Source organism: Nonomuraea sp. B19D2 (assembly GCF_040137845.1).
In the GTDB taxonomy this organism is placed as follows: domain Bacteria; phylum Actinomycetota; class Actinomycetes; order Streptosporangiales; family Streptosporangiaceae; genus Nonomuraea.
Genome location: NZ_JBEFAK010000003.1, coordinates 353,087 through 370,623 on the forward strand (window position 1 = coordinate 353,087; position 17,537 = coordinate 370,623).

Here is a 17,537-nt window from a genome sequence, read left to right on the forward strand (position 1 = left end):
GCCTCCTTTAGGGGCCGGCGCGCCACTCTAGGGGTCACAGCCATGTCACCTCCCGGGCCACCCACCACACCTCTGGGACACCTGCGGATCCGAGTCCGGGCCCCCGGCCACTAGTCTCAAGGCATGACCACTGACGCCGCCGGCATGGACACCCTGCGCAAGCAGGTGGAGCGTGCCCTCGGAGAGTTCGTCGAACGGCAGTTGCCCGCCCCGGGCGATCCCGAGCTCGCGCCGCTGCGCACGGCCGCCGACGAGCTGCTGTCCGGCGGCAAGCGGCTGCGCCCGGCGTTCTGCTACTGGGGCTGGCGCGGCGCGGGCGGCACGGACGTGCCCGAGATCTTCACCGCCGCGGCCTCGCTGGAGCTGCTGCAGGCCAGCGCGCTGGTGCACGACGACGTGATGGACAAGAGCGACCTGCGCAGGGGGATGCCGTCCGCGCACCGCCGTTTCCAGGCGCTGCACGAGAAGTCGGGCTGGCACGGCTCCGCGGAGCAGTTCGGTGAGGGCGCGGCGATCCTGCTGGGCAACCTGCTGCTGATCTGGTCGGGCGAGATGTGGCGCACCAGCGGCCTGCCGCCCGAGTCGCTGGCGGCGGCCCAGCCGGTGCACGACCACATGCGCACCGAGCTGATGTGCGGCCAGTACCTCGACCTGCTGGAGCAGGCGCACGGGGAGAACACGTTCGAGTCGGCGCTGCGGGTGGCGCTGTTCAAGAGCGGGAAATATTCGGTGGAGCAGCCGCTCAGGCTCGGGCTGGTGCTCGCCGCGGGCAAGCTCGCGCCGTGGATGGACGAGCTGTGCACGGGGTACGGCACGCAGGTCGGGATCGCGTTCCAGCTCCGGGACGACATCCTCGGGGTGTTCGGCGACCCGGCGCAGACGGGCAAGCCCGCCGGCGACGACCTGCGTGAAGGAAAGCGGACGATGCTCGTCGCCCGCACGCTGGCGGCCGCCTCCCCCGCCGACGCGGCGACCGTGCGGCGGCTCCTGGGTGATCCCGGGCTGGACGAGCACGGGGTGGACACGTTGCGGCGGATCATCGACGGCACCGGGGCGTTGCAGGAGTGCGAGGACCTGATCGGCGACTACCTGGACAAGGCGTTGTCGGCGCTCGACGACGCCCCGGTGACCGCCGAGGCCCGTGTGGCGCTGACGGAGCTGGCCATCGCCGCCACCTCCCGCAAGACCTGACGCGCACTCGGGGCCCTGCTCGGGTGCGGACGCGCACCTTCATAGGGCCAGTACGCGGGGCGTGCCGAAAGCGTCCGCCACCACGCGGGCGCGCCGGTCAAGGGCCCGAGGCGCCCGCGGGGTGGCGGACGCCTCGGCGCGAGGCCGGCGGGACACGTGTGGCCGTGCCGGGGCGGCCTGCGGGGCTCAGCCGGAGGACAGGCGCTTGGCGAACTCCGCCGCGGCCGCCCCCGGGTCATCCGCGTCCGTGATCGCGCGTACGACCACCACCCGGCTCACCCCGTACGACATCACCTCGTCCAGGTTGGCGAGGTCGATGCCGCCGATCCCGAACCACGGCCGTGCGGTCTCCAGCGCAGCCGCGTGCCTGAGCAGCGGCGGGCCGGGGGCCGGGCGGCCGGGCTTGGTGGGCGTGGGCCAGATGGGGCCGCAGCAGAAGTAGTCGACGCCCGGCTCCACGGCCGCGGCGGAAGCCTCGGCGGCGGAGTGGGTGGACCGTCCGATGACGATGTCGTCGCCGAGTATCTCTCGCGCGACCGTCAAGGGAAGGTCGTCCTGCCCCAGGTGGAGCACGTCGGGGCGGGCGGCGTAGGCGACGTCCGCCCGGTCGTTGACGGCCAGTAGTTTGCCGTGCCGGTCGCAGGCGTCGCGGAAGACTTCGAGGAGCGCGAGTTCTTCGCGTGCCTCCAGGCCCTTCTCCCGCAGCTGGATGATGTCCACGCCGCCGGCCAGCACCGAATCGAGGAACTCTGCCAGGTCGCCGCGGTCGCGCCGGCCGTCGGTGCAGAGGTAGAGGCGGGCCTCAGAAAGCGAGGGCTTGGGCACGCCGCTTGACCTCGGTGTGACGGCCGGCCTTGATCGCCTCGATGGGCGACCCGGGCAGGGAGTCGTCAGGGGTGAAGAGCCAGCGCAGCGACTCGACATCGTCGTAGCCGGCGTCCAGCAACACGGTCAGTGTGCCGGGCAGGCCCTTCATCACGTCCTTTCCGTCGAGGAACACCGCAGGCACCTGCGGCCCGCCGCTGCCCCGGCGCACGCCGAGCAGCTTGTGGTCCTTGAGGAGTTGCTTGGCCCGCCCGATGGAAAGGTCCAGGCGCGAGGCCACTTCGGGGAGAGTGAGCCACTCAGCTACGAGCTGGTCGGTCTCCCGGTCGATCTGTGCAACAGAAAGCGTCACGAAACCACAACTACCACATGGCGTGCTTGCTCAAACAACACAATCCCGTAGAGGGACATCTGGATCTACCAGGCGTTCCACGTCGAGCCGGTGTCCCGCGTCGATGATTCTGCGCCCCTGTACGAGGTCCCGCGGCCGGTCCACGGCGAGCACCGCCGCGGCGACGTCGTCGGCCGTGAGCCAGACGGCCGACCACTTGCCCTCCGGGTCGCCACGGTAGACGAGCCGCTCCCCCGCCGGATGATGGCCCGCGTACTGCACCATGTGCCCGAACTGCTCCGACCAGAAGTACGGAACGGGATCGTAGGCCACGTCCTCGCCCAGCAGGCTCGCGGCGGCGACCTCGGGGGCGTTGAGCGCGGTGTCCCAGTGCTCGACCCTGAGCCTGGTCTGCCAGCGGCGCGACCACCAGGCGGCGCAGTCGCCGACGGCGACCGTGTCGGGCAGCGAGGCACGCAGGTGCTCGTCCACGACCACGCCGTTGTGCAGGTCGATGTCGGCGCCGGTGAGCCATTCGACGGCCGGCCGCACGCCGATGCCGGTGACGACCACGTGGGCCGCCACGAACTCGCCGCCGACCAGGCGCACGCCGCCCTCGTCCACGGAGTCGACCATGGTGCCGAGCCGCAGGTCGATGTCGTCGTACCAGCGCTGGGTGCGGGCCCCGATCTCGGCGCCGACGGCGGTCGCGAGCGGCGCCGGGCCCGCCTCGATCACGGTCACCGCGCATCCGGCGCGGCGGGCGGCGGTGGCCACCTCGGCGCCGATCCAGCCCGCGCCGATGACCGCGACGCGGGCGCCTGGGACGAGCATGGCCCTGAGCTCATGGGCGTCGTCGAGCGTGCGCAGCACGTGCTGGGGGCCGTCGCCGGGCAGCCTGATCGGCTCGGCCCCGGTGGCGATGACCAGCCCGTCGTAGCCCACCTCGCCCTCGGTGGTCTCCACGACGCCCGCGCGCAGCGACTTGGCGCTGACGCCGGGGCGGAAGTCCACGTCGATCGCGGCCAGGTCGGTGCCGACGTAGCTGGTGTCGGCGTCGCCGAACAGCACGGCCTTGGACAGCGGCGGGCGGTCGTAGGGGCGATGGCGCTCCGCACCGATCAGAGTGATCCTTCCGCCGAATCCGCGTCCGCGCAGCGCTTCCACGGTGCGCACCCCGGCCAGGCCGGCTCCTACCACCACGACATGATTCACGTTCATGACCATAACGGAGGGCGGTGCCGGGCCGACGCGGCGAGGTCGTAGGCTGGGGACGGAAAGACGCGCGGGAGTCCGGCCGTAACCGGGCTGAGAGGAAGGCTTCACCGGGCCTTCGACCGCAAGACACCTGATCCGGATCATGCCGGCGAAGGGAGCGCGAATGGATGTGATCGTGGGCGGCGGGGTCGTCGGGCTCTCCGTGGCCTGGCGGCTGGCTCGCGACGGACGGCCTGTCACCCTGGTGGACCCCGCCCCGGCCTCGGGCGCCTCGCACGCGGCCGCGGGGATGCTGGCGCCGGTCAGCGAGGTCGCCTACACCGAGGTGCCGCTGCTGCGGCTGGGTGTGGCGTCGCTGCGCCGCTGGCCCGCCTTCGCCACCGAGCTGGCCGCCGATGCGGGACTGGCCGGCACCGAGGCCCTGGATCTGCGCTCCGACGGGACGCTCGACGTGGCGTTCGGGACGGACGACCTGGCGGCGCTGGACGAGCTCGCCACGTACATGGAGAAGCTGGAGCTGCCCGTCGAGCGGCTGAGCGGGCGCGAGTGCCGCCGGCTGGAGCCCATGCTCGCCCCCTCCGTGCGAGGCGGGCTGCTGGCTCCCGGCGACGCCTGGGTGGACCCGCGCCGGGTGACGGCGGCGCTGCTCGCCGCCCTCGACCGGCGGGGAGTCCCGCTGGTGCGCTCGCGCGTCGGCGAGCTGCTGCGCGACGGCGGCCGGGTCACCGGGGTACGCCTCGGCGAGGGCGCCGAGATGCGGGCGGAGCGGGTCGTCCTGGCGGCCGGGGTGTGGAGCGCCGGGCTGGCGGAGGTGCCGGTGCGGCCGGTCAAAGGGCAGATCATGCGGTTGCGTTCCCCGCAGCCGCTGCTCACCCGCTGCGTACGCGGCACCGTGCACGGCACGCCGGTCTACCTCGTCCCCCGGGGCGACGGCGAGCTGGTGGTCGGGGCGACCCAGGAGGAGATGGGGTTCGACACCCGGGTGACCGCGGGCGGTCTGTACGAGCTGCTGCGGGACGCCAGGGAACTGGTGCCGGGCGTCACCGAGCTGGAGATCGCCGACGTGGTGGCCGGGCTGCGGCCGGGCACGCCGGACAACCTGCCGGTCATCGGCCCGAGCGGCACGCCCGGGCTCGCGCTGGCCACCGGCCACCATCGGGGCGGCGTGCTGCTGGCCCCGCTGACGGCCGACATCCTGCTGGGCGAAGAGGGCGAGCTGGCGGCGTTGTGCACGCCTGGAAGGTTTCGGGAAATTTCATGATTGTGACGATCAACGGGGCCGTGCACGAGGTGGCCGACGGCATGACCGTGGCGCAGGCCGTACGCAGATTGACCACGGCCGCCACCGGGGTGGCCGTGGCCGTGAACGACGAGGTGGTCACGCGGAGCTCGTGGGAGACGACGGCGCTCGGCGAGCATGACCGGGTGGAGGTTCTGACGGCGGTGCAAGGTGGATGATCTGATCATCGCCGGGGAGAAGTTCGCTTCCCGGCTCATCATGGGGACCGGCGGCGCGCCCTCGCTGGAGGTGCTCGACCAGGCGCTGGCCGCGTCCGGCACCGAGCTGACCACGGTGGCCATGCGGCGGCTCGACCCGAACGCCCGCGGCTCGGTGCTCGACGTGCTGCGCAAGCGGGACATCAAGGTGCTGCCCAACACGGCCGGCTGCTTCACCGCGGGCGAGGCCGTGCTGACGGCGCGGCTGGCCAGGGAGGCGCTCGGCACGAACTGGGTCAAGCTCGAGGTCATCGCCGACGAGCGGACGCTGCTGCCCGACCCGATCGAGACGTTCGACGCGGCCGAGCGGCTGGTGGCCGACGGGTTCGTGGTGCTGCCGTACATCGGGGACGATCCCGCGCTGGCGCGCCGGCTGGAGCAGGCGGGGTGCGCGGCCGTGATGCCGCTGGGCGCGCCGATCGGCTCGGGCCTCGGCATCCGCAACCCGCACAACATCGAGCTGATCGTCGAGGTCGCCTCGGTGCCGGTGGTGCTCGACGCCGGCATCGGCACGGCCAGCGACGCTGCGCTGGCGATGGAGCTGGGCTGCGACGCCGTGCTGCTGGCCACGGCGGTCACCAGGGCGCAGCGGCCCGACCTCATGGCGGCGGCCATGAAGGGTGCCGTGGCGGCGGGCCGGCTGGCGCGGCTCGCGGGCCGCATCCCGCGCAGGCGCTACGCGGAGGCGTCATCCCCGATGACCCCCTGAGGCGCCCGGTGTCGTGACGCGAACGCGGGGGCGTTCCGCAGGGAACGTCTCCGCATCGGTTTCGGGCGGCAAGGCCCTGCGGGTGGTAAAACGCCCGTAAACTCAGCGGGGTGGATACGACGACTGCGGACCCCTTGGTCGGGCGACTCGTCGATGGCCGCTACCGCATCGAGAGCCGGATCGCCCGGGGCGGCATGGCGACCGTCTACCTCGCGCTGGACATCCGGCTGGACCGGACGGTGGCGCTGAAGGTCATGCACAGCTCGCTCGCTGAGGACCCGGCGTTCGTCAGGAGGTTCATCGGCGAGGCCAAGTCGGTCGCCAGCCTCTCGCATCCCAACGTGGTGCACGTCTTCGACCAGGGCACCGACAACGACGTCGTCTACCTGTCGATGGAGTACGTGCCCGGCAGGACGCTCCGCGACATCCTGCGCGATCGCGGCAGGCTGCCCGCCCGCGAGGCGCTCGAGATCATGATCCCGGTGCTCGCCGCCCTCGGCGCGGCCCACCAGGCCGGGATGGTCCACCGCGACGTGAAGCCGGAAAACGTCCTGATGACCGACGACGGCCGGGTCAAGGTCGTCGACTTCGGCCTGGCCAGGGCCATCGAGGCCACCAACCAGACCCGTACGGGCGTGATGATCGGCACGATCGCCTACATGGCGCCCGAGCAGGTCACCCTCGGCGCCGCCGACGTGCGCAGCGACGTCTACGCCGCGGGCATTATGCTGTTCGAGCTGGTCACGGGGCAGCAGCCGTATGACGGCCAGACGCCGATGTCGGTCGCCTACCGGCACGTCCACGACACCGTGCCCGCGCCGTCGTCGCTGGTCCCCGAGGTGCCGCCGCTGATCGACACGCTGGTGGCGCACGCGACGGCCCGCGAGCCGGCCGACCGGCCCGCCGACGCCACCGCGATGCTCGTGGCGGCCGTCGACGCGCACCGGATGCTGCCGCGGATGACCGACCCGCGGATGACCGAGCCACGGATGTCCCACTCCCAGCCGCACGCCCGCACGGTCTCCGCCGCCCCCTCCATGCCGCAGGCCGCGCCGGCCCACACCATGATCCAGCCGCGGGAGGAGATGCCGAAGCGGCGTGGGTTCAGGCCCAACTGGTTCCTGGTGGTGCTCGCCGCCGTGATGGTGGTCGCGGTGGGGCTGACCGGCTGGTTCTTCGCACAGCCCGAGCGCGTCCACGTGCCCGAACTGGTCGGCAAGAACCTCGAGCTGGCCAGGAAGACCGCCGTCGCGGCCGGCTTCAAGGTGCAGGAGGCCAAGGGCGAGAACGACGAGAAGACGGCCGAGGGCCTGGTGCTCCGCACCGACCCGGTCGCCGGCGCCGAGGTGGAGAAGGGCGGCACGATCACGCTGGTGCCCTCGCTCGGCCCCAAGCGCGTCGTCGTGCCCAAGACGGCCGGCATGAGCGGCGACGAGGCCCGCAACGCGATCGCCGTCGCCGGGCTGACCGTGGGCGTGGTCAAGCGGCTGGCCAACCAGCAGGTCGAGCGGGACAAGGTGATCCGCACCTCGCCGCAGGTGGGCGAGAAGGTGCGGGAGGGCGCCAAGGTCGACATCTACGTCAGCGCCGGGCTGGTCATGCCCGACGTCGGCGGCATGCCCAAGGACGAGGCCGCCGGATTTCTGGGCGGGCAGGGCTTCCAGGTGCAGGTCAACGAGGTCGACGACGACGCCGAGCCGTGCACGGTCATCGCCCAGACGCCCAAGGCGAAGTCCGAGGTGAACCCCGGCGCGCAGGTCATGATCACGGTGGCGCGGTGCCAGGACTTCTGGGACTGGTTCCGCGGCGACGACGACGAGGCCCGTGACGACCAGCAGTTCGCCCTGGTGCCGGCGGTGATCGGCAAGGACGTCAAGGACGCCAGGGCGGAGCTGCAGGCGCTCGGGTTCAGGGTGCGGGTGCAGCGGCTGGGCAATCGCGGCGTCGTGCAGTTCCAGCGTCCCCTGCCGAACAGCGAACGGCCTCAGGGCAGCACGGTCGTCCTCTGGCAGTGAGCTGAGCCCCGCGGAGCCCGCACAGGGCACGGCGGAGCCGGGACTTGGAGCATGACACAAAAGTCCTGGCCATCGGGGCGCTCAGTTCGGAGTTCTTGCGGATGGACCGGGCACGAAGCGCATGTGTGTACTTCTGACATGCCCGACACACTGCCCGACTTCAACGCAAGATCCCCGGACGGCGCCGAGGAGGAGCTGCTCACTTGCTGCGCCTCCCGGGCCTTCGCCGCGAAGGTGGCGGCGCTGCGGCCGTACCGGGATCTGGGCGAGCTCGCCGCGACCGCCGACGCCGCGGTCAGGGATCTCGCGTGGGACGACGTGCTGGAGGCGCTCGCGGCGCACCCGAGGATCGGGGAGCGGGCCGCCGGGGGCGGCAGGGAGGCGTCGTGGTCCCGGCAGGAGCAGTCCGGGGTGGAGGACGAGGTACGCCGGGCGCTCGCCGAGGGCAACCAGGCGTACGAGGAGCGGTTCGGGCACGTCTACCTGATCTGCGCCACCGGGCTCACCGGGGCCCAGATGCTGGCCAGGCTCCGCGAGCGGCTGCGCAACGACGAGGAGAGCGAGCGCGCGGTCGTCCGGGGCGAGCTGGCCGCGATCACGCGGCTGCGGCTGGGCAAGCTCATGCAGGAGGGAACATGAGCTTCTCGACGCACGTGCTGAACGCGGTCACGGGGCTCCCGGCGCGGGGCGTCCACGTACGCCTGGAGCACGACGGCCGGGTCGTGGCCGAGGGGCGCACCGACGACGACGGCCGCATCAAGGGCTGGCATCCGGGCGCCGGGGTGCACCGGGTCGTCTTCGACACCGGGGCCTACCTGGAGGACACGTTCTACCCGGAGGTGGTGGTCACCTTCACCGTCACCGACCCCGGACGGCACTACCACGTGCCCCTGCTGCTCAGTCCGTACGCCTACTCCACCTACCGAGGGAGCTAGTGATGTCCGTCAGGCTCGGCCCCAACCGCTACGGCAAGGCGGAGACCAGGCTCGTCCGCGTGGTCAGGGACGGCCCCGTGCACCACGTCAAGGACCTCAACGTCAGCACCTCGCTCTCCGGCGACATGGAGGCCGTTCACCTGACCGGCGACAACGCCGCCGTCCTGCCGACCGACACGCAGAAGAACACCGTGTACGCGCTGGCCCGCGAGCACGGCGTGGGCCAGATCGAGGAGTTCGCGCTCGTCCTGGCCCGGCACTTCACCGAGTCGCAGCCGACGATCCACCACGCCAGGGTCGAGATCGACGAGTACGCGTGGAGCCGCGAGGGGCCGCACTCGTTCGTGCGCGAGGGCGGCGAGGTGCGCACGTGTGTCGTCCACCACGACAGGGACGGCCGGACCACGGTGGTGTCCGGGCTGAAGGACCTGGTGGTGATGAACACGACCGGGTCCGAGTTCCACGGTTACATCGTGGACGAGTACACCACGCTCCAGCCTGCCACCGACCGCGTCCTCGCCACCGCCGTCGCCGCGCGCTGGCGGCACACCGGCGACACGCCCGCGTACGGCAAGTCGTACGAGCAGGTGCGGCGGTCCCTGCTGGAGGCGTTCGCGGGCACCCACAGCCTCTCGCTCCAGCAGACCCTGTACGCCATGGGCGAGCGCGCCCTGACCGCCTGCCCCGAGATCTGCGAGATCAGGCTCGCGCTGCCGAACAAGCACCACTTCCTGGTGGACCTGTCGCCGTTCGGCCTGGACAACGAGAACGAGGTCTTCTACGCCGCCGACCGTCCTTACGGCCTGATCGAGGGCAGCGTGCTGCGCGAGGACACACCTGACGCCGGATTCGCCTGGGAGTAGGGGAAATGGACTTCTTGCGGCCCACGACGTGGGAAGAGGCGCTGGCCGCCAAGGCGGACCGGCCTGATGCGGTGCCCATCCAGGGCGGCACCGACGTCATGGTCGAGATCAACATGGACGTACGCAGGCCGGCGGCGCTGCTCGACCTCAACCAGGTGGCCGAGCTGCGGGAATGGGACATGGCGGACGGCATGTGCCGGGTCGGGGCGGCGGTGCCGTACGCGGCGATCATCGAGGAGCTGGGCGGGTCGCTGCCGGGGCTCGCGCAGGCGTCGCGCACGGTCGGCTCGCCGCAGATCCGCAACCGCGGATCCGTCGGCGGGAACCTGGGCGCGGCCTCCCCCGCGGGCGACAGCCACCCGCCGCTGCTGGCCGCGGACGCCGTGGTCGAGGTGGAGTCGCGCGAGCGGGGCGTGCGGATGATCCCGGCCGCCGAGTTCTACCTGGGGGTCAAGCGCAACGCGCTGGAGCCGGACGAGCTGATCAGGGCCGTCCACGTCAAGCCCGCGACGGGACCCCAATACTTCTCCAAGGTCGGCACGCGCAACGCCATGGTGATCGCGGTGTGCTCGTTCGCGATCGCGCTGCACCCGGACGAGCGGCGGGTCGGCACGGGGATCGGATCCGCCGCGCCCACGCCGCGCCGGGCCTTCGACGCCGAGGAGCTGCTGGCGCGCGAGCTCGACTGGGCCGCGCCGCTCGACCCGGCGCTGGCCAGGCGGTTCGGGGAGCTGTGCGCGGCCGCCGCCGCGCCGATCGACGACGTGCGCGGCACCGCCGCCTACCGCGTGCACGCCGTCGGCGTGATGGCCCGCCGCACGCTCACCTGGGCCTGGAACGACCACCTCGGAAGGAGGGCGGCATGATGCGCGTCACGTTCACCGTCAACGGCCGCGAGGAGAGCGCCGACGACGTCTGGGAGGGCGAGAGCCTCCTGTACGTGCTGCGCGAGCGCATGGGGCTGCCCGGCTCCAAGAACGCCTGCGAGCAGGGCGAGTGCGGCTCCTGCACGGTCTACCTCGACGGCGTGCCGGTCTGCTCCTGCCTGGTCGCCGCCGGGCAGGCCGAGGGGCGGCAGGTGCGTACCGTCGAAGGGCTGGCCGAAGGGGACCGGCTCGATCCGGTGCAGGAGGCGTTCGTGGAGTGCGGGGCCGTGCAGTGCGGGTTCTGCACGCCGGGGCTGGTCGTGCAGGCGCACGACCTGATCGAGCGGGTGGGCCGCCCGTCCGACGCGGAGATCAGGGAGGCGCTCGCGGGCAACCTGTGCCGGTGCACGGGGTACGAGAAGATCATCGACGCGGTACGGCTGGCCGCGTCGCGGAAGGCGGCCGCCGAGTGAGCCTGCTCATCGAGAACGTGCACATCGCGCCGGTCGTCGGCCCCGAGATCGAATCCGGATATATCAGGATCGAGGGGGACCTGATCGCCGAGCTGGGCTCCGGGCCGGCCCCCGAGGTGCCGGGCGCGAGCAGGATCGACGGCACCGGCTGCCTGGCCACCCCCGGCCTGGTCAACACCCACCACCATCTGTACCAGTGGGCCTCGCAGGGGCTGGCGCAGGACGCGACGCTGTTCGAGTGGCTGGTGGCGCTCTACCAGGTGTGGGCCGCCATGGACGCCGAAGTGGTCAGGGGCGCGGCCTCGGCCGGGCTGGGCTGGCTGGCGCTGTCGGGCTGCACCACCTCCAGCGACCACCACTACATCTTCCCCAAGGGCCGGGGCGATCTGCTCGCGGCCGAGATCGAGGCCGCGCGCGAGGTGGGCCTCCGCTTCCATCCCGCCCGCGGCTCCATGGACAGGGGCCAGTCGCAGGGCGGGCTGCCGCCGGACGTCGTGGTGGAGGAGCCGGCGGAGATCCTGGCCGCCACGTCCGAGGCCGTGGACGCCTACCACGACCCGTCCTTCTCCTCGATGCTGCGGATCGCGGTCGCGCCGTGCTCGCCGTTCTCGGCCAGCGCCGAGCTGATGACCGAGTCCGCCGCCCTGGCCAGGGCCAAGGGCGTGCGCCTGCACACGCACATCGCCGAGACCCTGGACGAGGACGAGCACTGCGTGGCGCAGTTCGGGCTGCGTCCCGTGGACTACATGGAGAAGCTGGGCTGGCTGGGGCCCGACGTGTGGTTCGCGCACTCCGTGCACCTGAGCGACGCCGACATCGGCAAGCTCGCCGCCACCGCCACGGGCTCCGCGCACTGCCCCTCGTCGAACGGCCGGCTCGGCGCCGGGATCGCCCGCGTGTCCGAGATGTTGCGGCGCGGCGCGAACGTGGGCCTGGGCGTGGACGGCAGCGCCTCCTCCGAGCTGACCTCGCTGGCCGGGGAGATGCGGCAGACCCTGCTGTTCCAGCGCGCCAGGTACGGCCCCGACGCGCTCACGGCCCGGCAGGCCCTGGAGATCGCCACGCTGGGCGGGGCGCGCAACCTCGGCCGGGAGAGCGAGCTCGGCTCGCTCGAACCCGGCAAGCTGGCCGACCTCGTCCTGTGGCGCGTCGACGGCCCCTTCACCTCGGCGGTGGCCGACCCGGTCTGCGCCCTGGTCTTCGGGCCCCCGCCGCCGCCGGCACGCGTGCTGGTGGGCGGGCGCACCGTGGTCGAGGACGGCGAGCTGAAGACCGTCTCCCAGGACGCCGCCGGACGCGCGGGGGCGGCGGCCCACCGGCGGCTGATGAGGCTGGCCGAGGAGCGCGGCTTCACCGCTGCGAAGGAGGTCCATGGGGGCGACTAGGGTAAAAACGTCCCGGTACGAGCAGGAAAGGGCGGTCCCGTGTCGGAGGAAATCCCAGACGAGCTGCTGGCGCGGCTCAAGAGCACCTTCGCGTCGATCGACACCGACGGCGACGGTTACATCAGCGAGGCGGAGCTGAAGCAGCACTTCCCCGAGCTTCCTGCGGAGGCGCTGGGGGCGATGAGCGAGGCCGCCGACTCGGATCAGGACGGCCGCTACTCGCTGGAGGAGTTCATCCGCACGGTCTCCTGAGCCACGAGTCCCGAGCCCGGTCCTCACCACCTGCGCGGTCGCCGAGCCGGGGATGTGATGATGAGTCACGCCTTCCTGCCCGCTCGCACCGGGCAGGAAGGCGTGTCAGGACATTGTTCACCATCCTGTAGGGGTTCGTAGTGGTTCAGCAGGTTCTTGTCGCCCCCGACAAGTTCAAGGGGTCGCTGACGGCGGCCGAGGTCGCGTCGCGCGTGTCGGCGGGGCTGGGCGTGCCCACCGTGGAGCTGCCGGTGGCCGACGGGGGCGACGGCACCGTGGACGCGGCCGTGGCCGGCGGGTTCGGCCGGGTCACGATCGAGGTGACCGGGCCCACCGGGGAGCGGATCCCCGCCTCGTACGCCTGGCAGGACACGGACGCGACGGCGGTGGTGGAGCTGTCGGAGGCATCCGGGCTGCGCCGCCTGCCCGGCGGGCATGAGCCGCTGACCGCCACCAGCTACGGCACCGGCGAGCTGATCGCGGACGCCGTGCGCCGGGGCGCCAAGCGGGTGGTCCTGGGCCTGGGCGGCAGCGCGTGCACCGATGGGGGCGCGGGCATGGCGCAGGCCCTCGGCGCGCGCCTGCTGGACGCCGGCGGGAACGACCTCCCGCGAGGCGGGGCCGCGCTGAAGGATCTCGCCCGCATTGACATGTCGGGCTTTGTGGATGTTTCCGGTATTGAGTTCGTGGTGGCGAGCGATGTGGACAACCCGCTCCTCGGACCCCACGGCGCAGCCGCCGTCTACGGCCCGCAGAAGGGCGCCGCTCCCGAGGACGTCAGGACGCTGGAGGCCGGTCTGACCCGGCTGGCGGCCGTGGCGACGGCGACTCATGGGCTGATGGGAGCCGTCGAGCACGACGACACGCCCCGGGCGATGGGCGTCGCCGGTGCGCCGGGAGCGGGGGCGGCCGGTGGGGTGGGGTTCGCCGCGCTGGCGTTCCTGCACGCCGAGATCCGGCCCGGCATCGGCTACCTGCTCGACCTGCTCGGGTTCGGCGAGCTGGTCAAGGGCACGCGGCTGGTGATCACGGGTGAGGGGTCACTGGACGAGCAGTCCCTGCGCGGCAAGGCGCCCGTCGGCGTGGCGCAGGCCGCGGCCAGAGCGGGCGTCCCCGTGGTGGCCGTCTGCGGCCGCCGTACGCTCACCGACGACGAGCTGCGGGCCGCCGGCATCGAGGCCGCCTACGCCCTCACGGACCTGGAGCCCGACCCCGACCGCTGCATGGCCGAGGCGGGCCCGCTGCTCGAGCGGCTCGCCGCCCGGCTGGCCGACGTTCACCTCCGAGAGGACTAGATGATCGATCTGGTGATCCGATCCCGCAGAACCGTCACTCCGGAGGGCGAGCGGGCGGCGGCGGTGGCCGTGCGGGGCGAGAAGATCGCGGGCCTGCACGCCTACGACGCGCCGCTCGACGCCACCGAGGACATCGATCTGCGCGGCCTGGCCCTGCTGCCCGGCCTGGTCGACACGCACGTGCACGTCAACGAGCCGGGGCGCACGCACTGGGAGGGGTTCGACTCGGCGACCAGGGCGGCGGCCGCCGGAGGCGTCACCACGATCCTCGACATGCCGCTCAACTCACTCCCGCCCACCGTGAACGTGGCGGCCTTCGAGGCCAAGCTGCGGGCCGCGGAGGGGCAGTGCCACGTGGACGTGGGCTTCTGGGGCGGGGCCGTGCCGGGGAACGTCAAGGACCTCGCGCCGCTGCGTGAGCGCGGGGTCTACGGGTTCAAGTGCTTCATGTCGCCGTCGGGCGTGCCCGAGTTCCCGCCGCTGAGCACTGCCGAGCTGCGGGAGGCGCTGTCCGAGGTGGCCGGGATCGGCGGGGTGATGGTGGTGCACGCCGAGGACCCGGCGCTGCTCGGGGAGCCGGGCGGGCCGACGTACCGGGAGTTCCTGGACTCGCGGCCCGGGGAGTCGGAGCGCAGCGCCGTCGCGCGGGTCGTGCGGCTGGCCGGGGAGACCGGCGCCCGCGTGCACATCCTGCACGTCTCCAGCGCCTCCTGCCTGGACGTGCTGGAGGAGGCCCAGGCGGCGGGCGTGGCGGTCACGGCGGAGACGTGTCCCCACTACCTGACGCTGGCGGCCGAGCAGGTGCCCGAGGGGGCGACCGCGTACAAGTGCTGCCCGCCCATCCGCTCCGAGGCCAACCGCGACCTGCTGTGGGACGGGCTGGCCAGGGGTGTGTTGAGCTGCGTCGTGTCCGACCACTCGCCGTCGCCCGCCGACCTCAAGGTGCCCGACTTCGCCGCGGCCTGGGGCGGCATCGCCTCGCTCCAGCTCGGCCTGCCCGCGATCTGGACGGAGGCCTCGAGGAGGGGGTACGGGCTGGGGGACGTGGTCCGCTGGCTGTCCGCAAATCCAGCCTCAATAGCCGAAATTTCCGGAAAAGGCGGGATAAAAGTCGGCAATGACGCCGATCTGGTGGCGTTCGATCCCGCGGCGGACAACCCTGTGGACGCCTCGCTCCTCCACCACAAGAACCCGGTCACCCCGTACCACGGCCGCGTGCTCAAGGGCGCCGTACTGACCACCTGGCTGCGCGGCCGGCCCGTGGACGGCGTGCCGCACGGACGATTCCTGTTGGGAGAGCGCTAGATGTCACCCTTCACCACCCTGCCGGACCTCGCCCTGCGCACCCTCGGCGGCTCCGTCGTGGCGGCCAGCGACGAGTCGTTCGCCGAGAAGGAGAGCCTGATCAGGCCGGGCCGTCCGGGCTTCCAGGCGGAGACGTTCGGTAGCAAGGGGCAGGTGTATGACGGGTGGGAGACCCGCCGCCGCCGCTCGCCCGGCCACGACTGGGCGCTGGTGCGGCTGTGGATTCCCGGCGTGATCCGTGGCGTGGTGATCGACACGGCGTGGTTCAAGGGCAACTACCCGCCGCACGCCTGCGTCGAGGCGGCCTCGGTCGAGGGCCATCCGTCACCGGCCGAGCTGGAGGCCGCCTCGTGGGTGGAGATCCTCCCCCGGGCCGAGCTCAGGGGCGACGCCGAGCACCATTTCACCGTCACCGACTCGCGCCGCTTCACCCACGTGCGGCTGAACATCTTCCCCGACGGCGGCGTCGCCCGCCTCCGGGTGCACGGAGAGGCACGCCCCGACCTGTCGGTGTACGACGGGCTCAGCCTCGACCTGGCCGCGCTGGCCAACGGCGCCCTGGTCACCGCCTGCTCGAACGAGTTCTACTCCGCTCCCAACAACGTCCTCGCCCCTGGCCTGGCCCGCCACCAGGCGGAGGGCTGGGAGACCGCCCGCCGGCGGGACGGGGGCAACGACTGGCTGGTCATCCGCCTCGCGGGTCGCGGCGTGATCAGGCTGGCGGAGATCGACACCACCAACCTGCTGTTCAACGCGCCGGGCGCGGTCTCGCTCACCGGGCTCGACGGCGAACGCGAGGTCGAGCTCCTTCCGAGGACCCGCCTCCAGCCCGACACCCCGCACCGCTTCCGCCTCGACCACCGGGATCCGGTCACGCACGTGCGGGTGGACATCTACCCGGACGGCGGCCTGGCCCGCGTCCGCCTCCAGGGCCACCTGACCCCCTGACCGACCCTGACCGCGATGGCGGTAGTCTGGCGGTCACCCACTGTGACGGCGCCCGATCGGGGCGCCCGGCTGAGCATCGGGGCCTGAGCCGCCGCTCAGTCCGCAGCGGCGGCACGCCTAAACTGAGAGCCATCATGACCCCAACATCCCTGATCGGCGGGCACGTGCTCGTCACGGGCGGCCTGGCGACGGGCGGCCTCAAATACATGGCCGAGATCGGCGCCGAGATGATCCAGGTGTTCGTCACCAACCCACGCGGCTGGGCGCTCACCGAGGGCCGGCCCGACGAGGACGCCAAGCTGGCCGAGTCAGGCGTCGACACCTTCGTCCACGTGCCCTACCTCGCCAACTTCGGCTCGCCCAGCCCGGAGACGCTGGCCGGCTCCATCGCGATCGTGCGCCACACGCTGCGGCGCGGGGCGGAGATCGGCGCCAAGGGAGTCGTGGTGCACACCGGCTCGGCGGTGACGCAGTCGCGCGGCGACGCGCTGCGCCAGGTGCGGGAAAACCTGCTGCCGCTGCTGGACGAGATCCCCGACGGCGGCCCCGACCTGCTGCTCGAGCCGATGGCGGGGCAGGGCGCCATGCTGTGCGCGACGATCCAGGACCTCGAGCCCTACCTGGCCAACCTCGACTGGCACCCGCGGGCCGGCGTCTGCCTCGACACCTGCCACGCCTTCGCCGCCGGTCACGACCTCGCGGCGGCGGGCGGGGTGAAGGAGACGTTCGACGCCCTGCACAAGATCGCCCCCGGGCGGCTCAAGCTGATCCACGCCAACGACTCGAAGGACGTGTGCGGGGCCAAGAAGGACCGGCACGAGAACATCGGGGCCGGGCACATCGGCGCCGAGCCGTTCGCCGAGCTCATGCGGCACCCGGCCATGGCGGGGGTGCCGCTCTGCATCGAGACGCCGGGCAAGGCGCCCAAGCACGCCGAGGACATCGCGCTGCTGAAGAAGCTCCGCGACAGCTGACCGAAACCCCGAAGAGGGGCAAATCGTGATAGGGGCGCCTGCTCGCGCGATCCGGCCGCCCCCGAAGGCCGGATCGCGGGGCCGGCTGAGGGCCTCAGCAGGCGCCCCTTCACGGGACCGGCATGGCGGGCCCTACCCCCGATCGAGGGCCCGGCTGCCGTGGTGACCAGCGCGGTCACCGGTGAAGCCGACGCATCAGGCCTGCAATGAGCCCCCCGGCTCGTCCCCCCGATGCGCCGGGGTGGCTATCCGATGCCGAAACACTACGGTTGCGATCTTGTGGGCGAAACCCTGTTTATGGGCAGCTCGCTGAACGGTGCGTAGTCATCGATATACGGAGAGTGTTCTTACGGTGAGCGGCCGCTCTGGTGCGACGAACGGTAGGTTCACGGGCCCGCGAGATGTTCGGGCAGATGCGTCCTGGCCATCATCCGCCCCACCCCACGCGACATCCG

General features: G+C 72.3%; 19 protein-coding genes and 1 riboswitch. Of the genes, 16 read left to right on the forward strand and 3 right to left on the reverse strand.

All coding sequences use genetic code 11. The annotated features are described in order from the left end of the window. The first annotated feature begins 123 nt into the window (after nt 1-123). Nucleotides 124-1,191 carry a polyprenyl synthetase family protein gene (locus tag ABN273_RS08245; RefSeq protein ID WP_349448045.1) on the forward strand — a complete coding sequence of 356 codons (1,068 nt, stop codon included), beginning with the start codon at nt 124-126 and terminating at the stop codon, nt 1,189-1,191. 186 nt (nt 1,192-1,377) lie between these two features. On the opposite strand, the gene thiE is transcribed toward ABN273_RS08245, so the two are convergent. Genes thiE through ABN273_RS08260 form a run of 3 tightly spaced genes read right to left on the reverse strand, consistent with a single transcriptional unit; the run spans nt 1,378 to nt 3,574 of the window. Next, nucleotides 1,378-2,016, reverse strand: coding sequence for a thiamine phosphate synthase (gene thiE, locus ABN273_RS08250; RefSeq protein WP_349448046.1), 639 nt, complete (start codon nt 2,014-2,016; stop codon nt 1,378-1,380). Further along, nucleotides 1,994-2,368, reverse strand: coding sequence for an Rv2175c family DNA-binding protein (locus tag ABN273_RS08255; RefSeq protein ID WP_349448047.1), 375 nt, complete (start codon nt 2,366-2,368; stop codon nt 1,994-1,996). Before ABN273_RS08255 ends, thiE begins: the two co-directional genes overlap by 23 nt. A gap of 30 nt (nt 2,369-2,398) precedes the next feature. Further along, a complete protein-coding gene (locus ABN273_RS08260) occupies nt 2,399-3,574 on the reverse strand; it encodes an NAD(P)/FAD-dependent oxidoreductase (RefSeq protein WP_502910971.1) in 1,176 nt (391 codons plus the stop codon). Nucleotides 3,575-3,622: 48 nt separating this feature from the next. Further along, nucleotides 3,623-3,739: riboswitch (TPP riboswitch) on the forward strand. On the opposite strand from ABN273_RS08260, the gene thiO reads away from it, so the two are divergent. The 15 genes from thiO to ABN273_RS08335 all read left to right on the forward strand — a co-directional run bounded on the left by thiO (nt 3,729) and on the right by ABN273_RS08335 (nt 17,082). Next, complete coding sequence (thiO, locus tag ABN273_RS08265) at nt 3,729-4,826, forward strand: glycine oxidase ThiO (RefSeq protein ID WP_349448049.1); 1,098 nt, start codon at nt 3,729-3,731, stop codon at nt 4,824-4,826. Its footprint overlaps the riboswitch before it by 11 nt. Next, a complete protein-coding gene (gene thiS / locus ABN273_RS08270; RefSeq protein WP_349448050.1) occupies nt 4,823-5,023 on the forward strand; it encodes a sulfur carrier protein ThiS in 201 nt (66 codons plus the stop codon). The genes thiO and thiS overlap by 4 nt, the downstream gene beginning before the upstream one ends. Next, entirely contained in the window at nt 5,016-5,771 is a 756-nt protein-coding gene (locus ABN273_RS08275) for a thiazole synthase (protein WP_349448051.1), read from the forward strand. The genes thiS and ABN273_RS08275 overlap by 8 nt, the downstream gene beginning before the upstream one ends. A gap of 110 nt (nt 5,772-5,881) precedes the next feature. Beyond that, nucleotides 5,882-7,786: a Stk1 family PASTA domain-containing Ser/Thr kinase gene (gene pknB / locus ABN273_RS08280; RefSeq protein WP_349448052.1), complete on the forward strand. Its 1,905-nt coding sequence runs from the start codon at nt 5,882-5,884 to the stop codon at nt 7,784-7,786. 138 nt (nt 7,787-7,924) lie between these two features. Then, the gene (gene uraD / locus ABN273_RS08285) at nt 7,925-8,425 is read left to right on the forward strand and encodes a 2-oxo-4-hydroxy-4-carboxy-5-ureidoimidazoline decarboxylase (RefSeq protein WP_349448053.1); all 501 of its coding nucleotides are present in this window, start codon (nt 7,925-7,927) and stop codon (nt 8,423-8,425) included. Next, on the forward strand, nt 8,422-8,721 hold the full coding sequence (uraH, locus tag ABN273_RS08290) for a hydroxyisourate hydrolase (RefSeq protein WP_349448054.1): 300 nt from the start codon (nt 8,422-8,424) through the stop codon (nt 8,719-8,721). The genes uraD and uraH overlap by 4 nt, the downstream gene beginning before the upstream one ends. Before the next feature lie 2 nt (nt 8,722-8,723). Continuing rightward, complete coding sequence (pucL, locus tag ABN273_RS08295; protein WP_349448055.1) at nt 8,724-9,584, forward strand: factor-independent urate hydroxylase; 861 nt, start codon at nt 8,724-8,726, stop codon at nt 9,582-9,584. A 5-nt stretch (nt 9,585-9,589) separates the two neighbouring features. Further along, on the forward strand, nt 9,590-10,450 hold the full coding sequence (locus ABN273_RS08300; protein WP_349448056.1) for an FAD binding domain-containing protein: 861 nt from the start codon (nt 9,590-9,592) through the stop codon (nt 10,448-10,450). Then, nucleotides 10,450-10,923: a (2Fe-2S)-binding protein gene (locus tag ABN273_RS08305; RefSeq protein WP_349448261.1), complete on the forward strand. Its 474-nt coding sequence runs from the start codon at nt 10,450-10,452 to the stop codon at nt 10,921-10,923. Before ABN273_RS08300 ends, ABN273_RS08305 begins: the two co-directional genes overlap by 1 nt. Beyond that, nucleotides 10,920-12,308: an 8-oxoguanine deaminase gene (locus ABN273_RS08310; RefSeq protein ID WP_349448057.1), complete on the forward strand. Its 1,389-nt coding sequence runs from the start codon at nt 10,920-10,922 to the stop codon at nt 12,306-12,308. The genes ABN273_RS08305 and ABN273_RS08310 overlap by 4 nt, the downstream gene beginning before the upstream one ends. 39 nt (nt 12,309-12,347) lie before the next feature. Continuing rightward, entirely contained in the window at nt 12,348-12,560 is a 213-nt protein-coding gene (locus ABN273_RS08315) for an EF-hand domain-containing protein (protein WP_349448058.1), read from the forward strand. A gap of 140 nt (nt 12,561-12,700) precedes the next feature. Beyond that, nucleotides 12,701-13,855 (forward strand): glycerate kinase, encoded by a 1,155-nt coding sequence (locus tag ABN273_RS08320; RefSeq protein WP_349448059.1) that lies wholly within the window; start codon nt 12,701-12,703, stop codon nt 13,853-13,855. Continuing rightward, entirely contained in the window at nt 13,856-15,160 is a 1,305-nt protein-coding gene (allB, locus tag ABN273_RS08325) for an allantoinase AllB (protein ID WP_349448060.1), read from the forward strand. Further along, nucleotides 15,161-16,108, forward strand: coding sequence for an allantoicase (gene alc / locus ABN273_RS08330; RefSeq protein WP_349448061.1), 948 nt, complete (start codon nt 15,161-15,163; stop codon nt 16,106-16,108). A gap of 134 nt (nt 16,109-16,242) precedes the next feature. Next, nucleotides 16,243-17,082 carry a deoxyribonuclease IV gene (locus ABN273_RS08335; protein WP_349448062.1) on the forward strand — a complete coding sequence of 280 codons (840 nt, stop codon included), beginning with the start codon at nt 16,243-16,245 and terminating at the stop codon, nt 17,080-17,082. Nucleotides 17,083-17,537: the final 455 nt, after the last annotated feature.

What these genes read in the sequence shown, in the direction of transcription:
- pucL (WP_349448055.1), top strand. Translation starts at nt 8,724, where the DNA reads ATGTCCGTCAGGCTCGGCCCCAACCGCTACGGCAAGGCGGAGACCAGG.
- ABN273_RS08245 (WP_349448045.1), top strand. Translation starts at nt 124, where the DNA reads ATGACCACTGACGCCGCCGGCATGGACACCCTGCGCAAGCAGGTGGAG.
- ABN273_RS08335 (WP_349448062.1), top strand. Translation starts at nt 16,243, where the DNA reads ATGACCCCAACATCCCTGATCGGCGGGCACGTGCTCGTCACGGGCGGC.
- uraD (WP_349448053.1), top strand. Translation starts at nt 7,925, where the DNA reads ATGCCCGACACACTGCCCGACTTCAACGCAAGATCCCCGGACGGCGCC.
- thiO (WP_349448049.1), top strand. Translation starts at nt 3,729, where the DNA reads ATGGATGTGATCGTGGGCGGCGGGGTCGTCGGGCTCTCCGTGGCCTGG.
- alc (WP_349448061.1), top strand. Translation starts at nt 15,161, where the DNA reads ATGTCACCCTTCACCACCCTGCCGGACCTCGCCCTGCGCACCCTCGGC.
- uraH (WP_349448054.1), top strand. Translation starts at nt 8,422, where the DNA reads ATGAGCTTCTCGACGCACGTGCTGAACGCGGTCACGGGGCTCCCGGCG.
- ABN273_RS08300 (WP_349448056.1), top strand. Translation starts at nt 9,590, where the DNA reads ATGGACTTCTTGCGGCCCACGACGTGGGAAGAGGCGCTGGCCGCCAAG.
- ABN273_RS08260 (WP_502910971.1), bottom strand. Translation starts at nt 3,574, where the DNA reads ATGGTCATGAACGTGAATCATGTCGTGGTGGTAGGAGCCGGCCTGGCC.
- allB (WP_349448060.1), top strand. Translation starts at nt 13,856, where the DNA reads ATGATCGATCTGGTGATCCGATCCCGCAGAACCGTCACTCCGGAGGGC.
- thiS (WP_349448050.1), top strand. Translation starts at nt 4,823, where the DNA reads ATGATTGTGACGATCAACGGGGCCGTGCACGAGGTGGCCGACGGCATG.
- ABN273_RS08305 (WP_349448261.1), top strand. Translation starts at nt 10,450, where the DNA reads ATGCGCGTCACGTTCACCGTCAACGGCCGCGAGGAGAGCGCCGACGAC.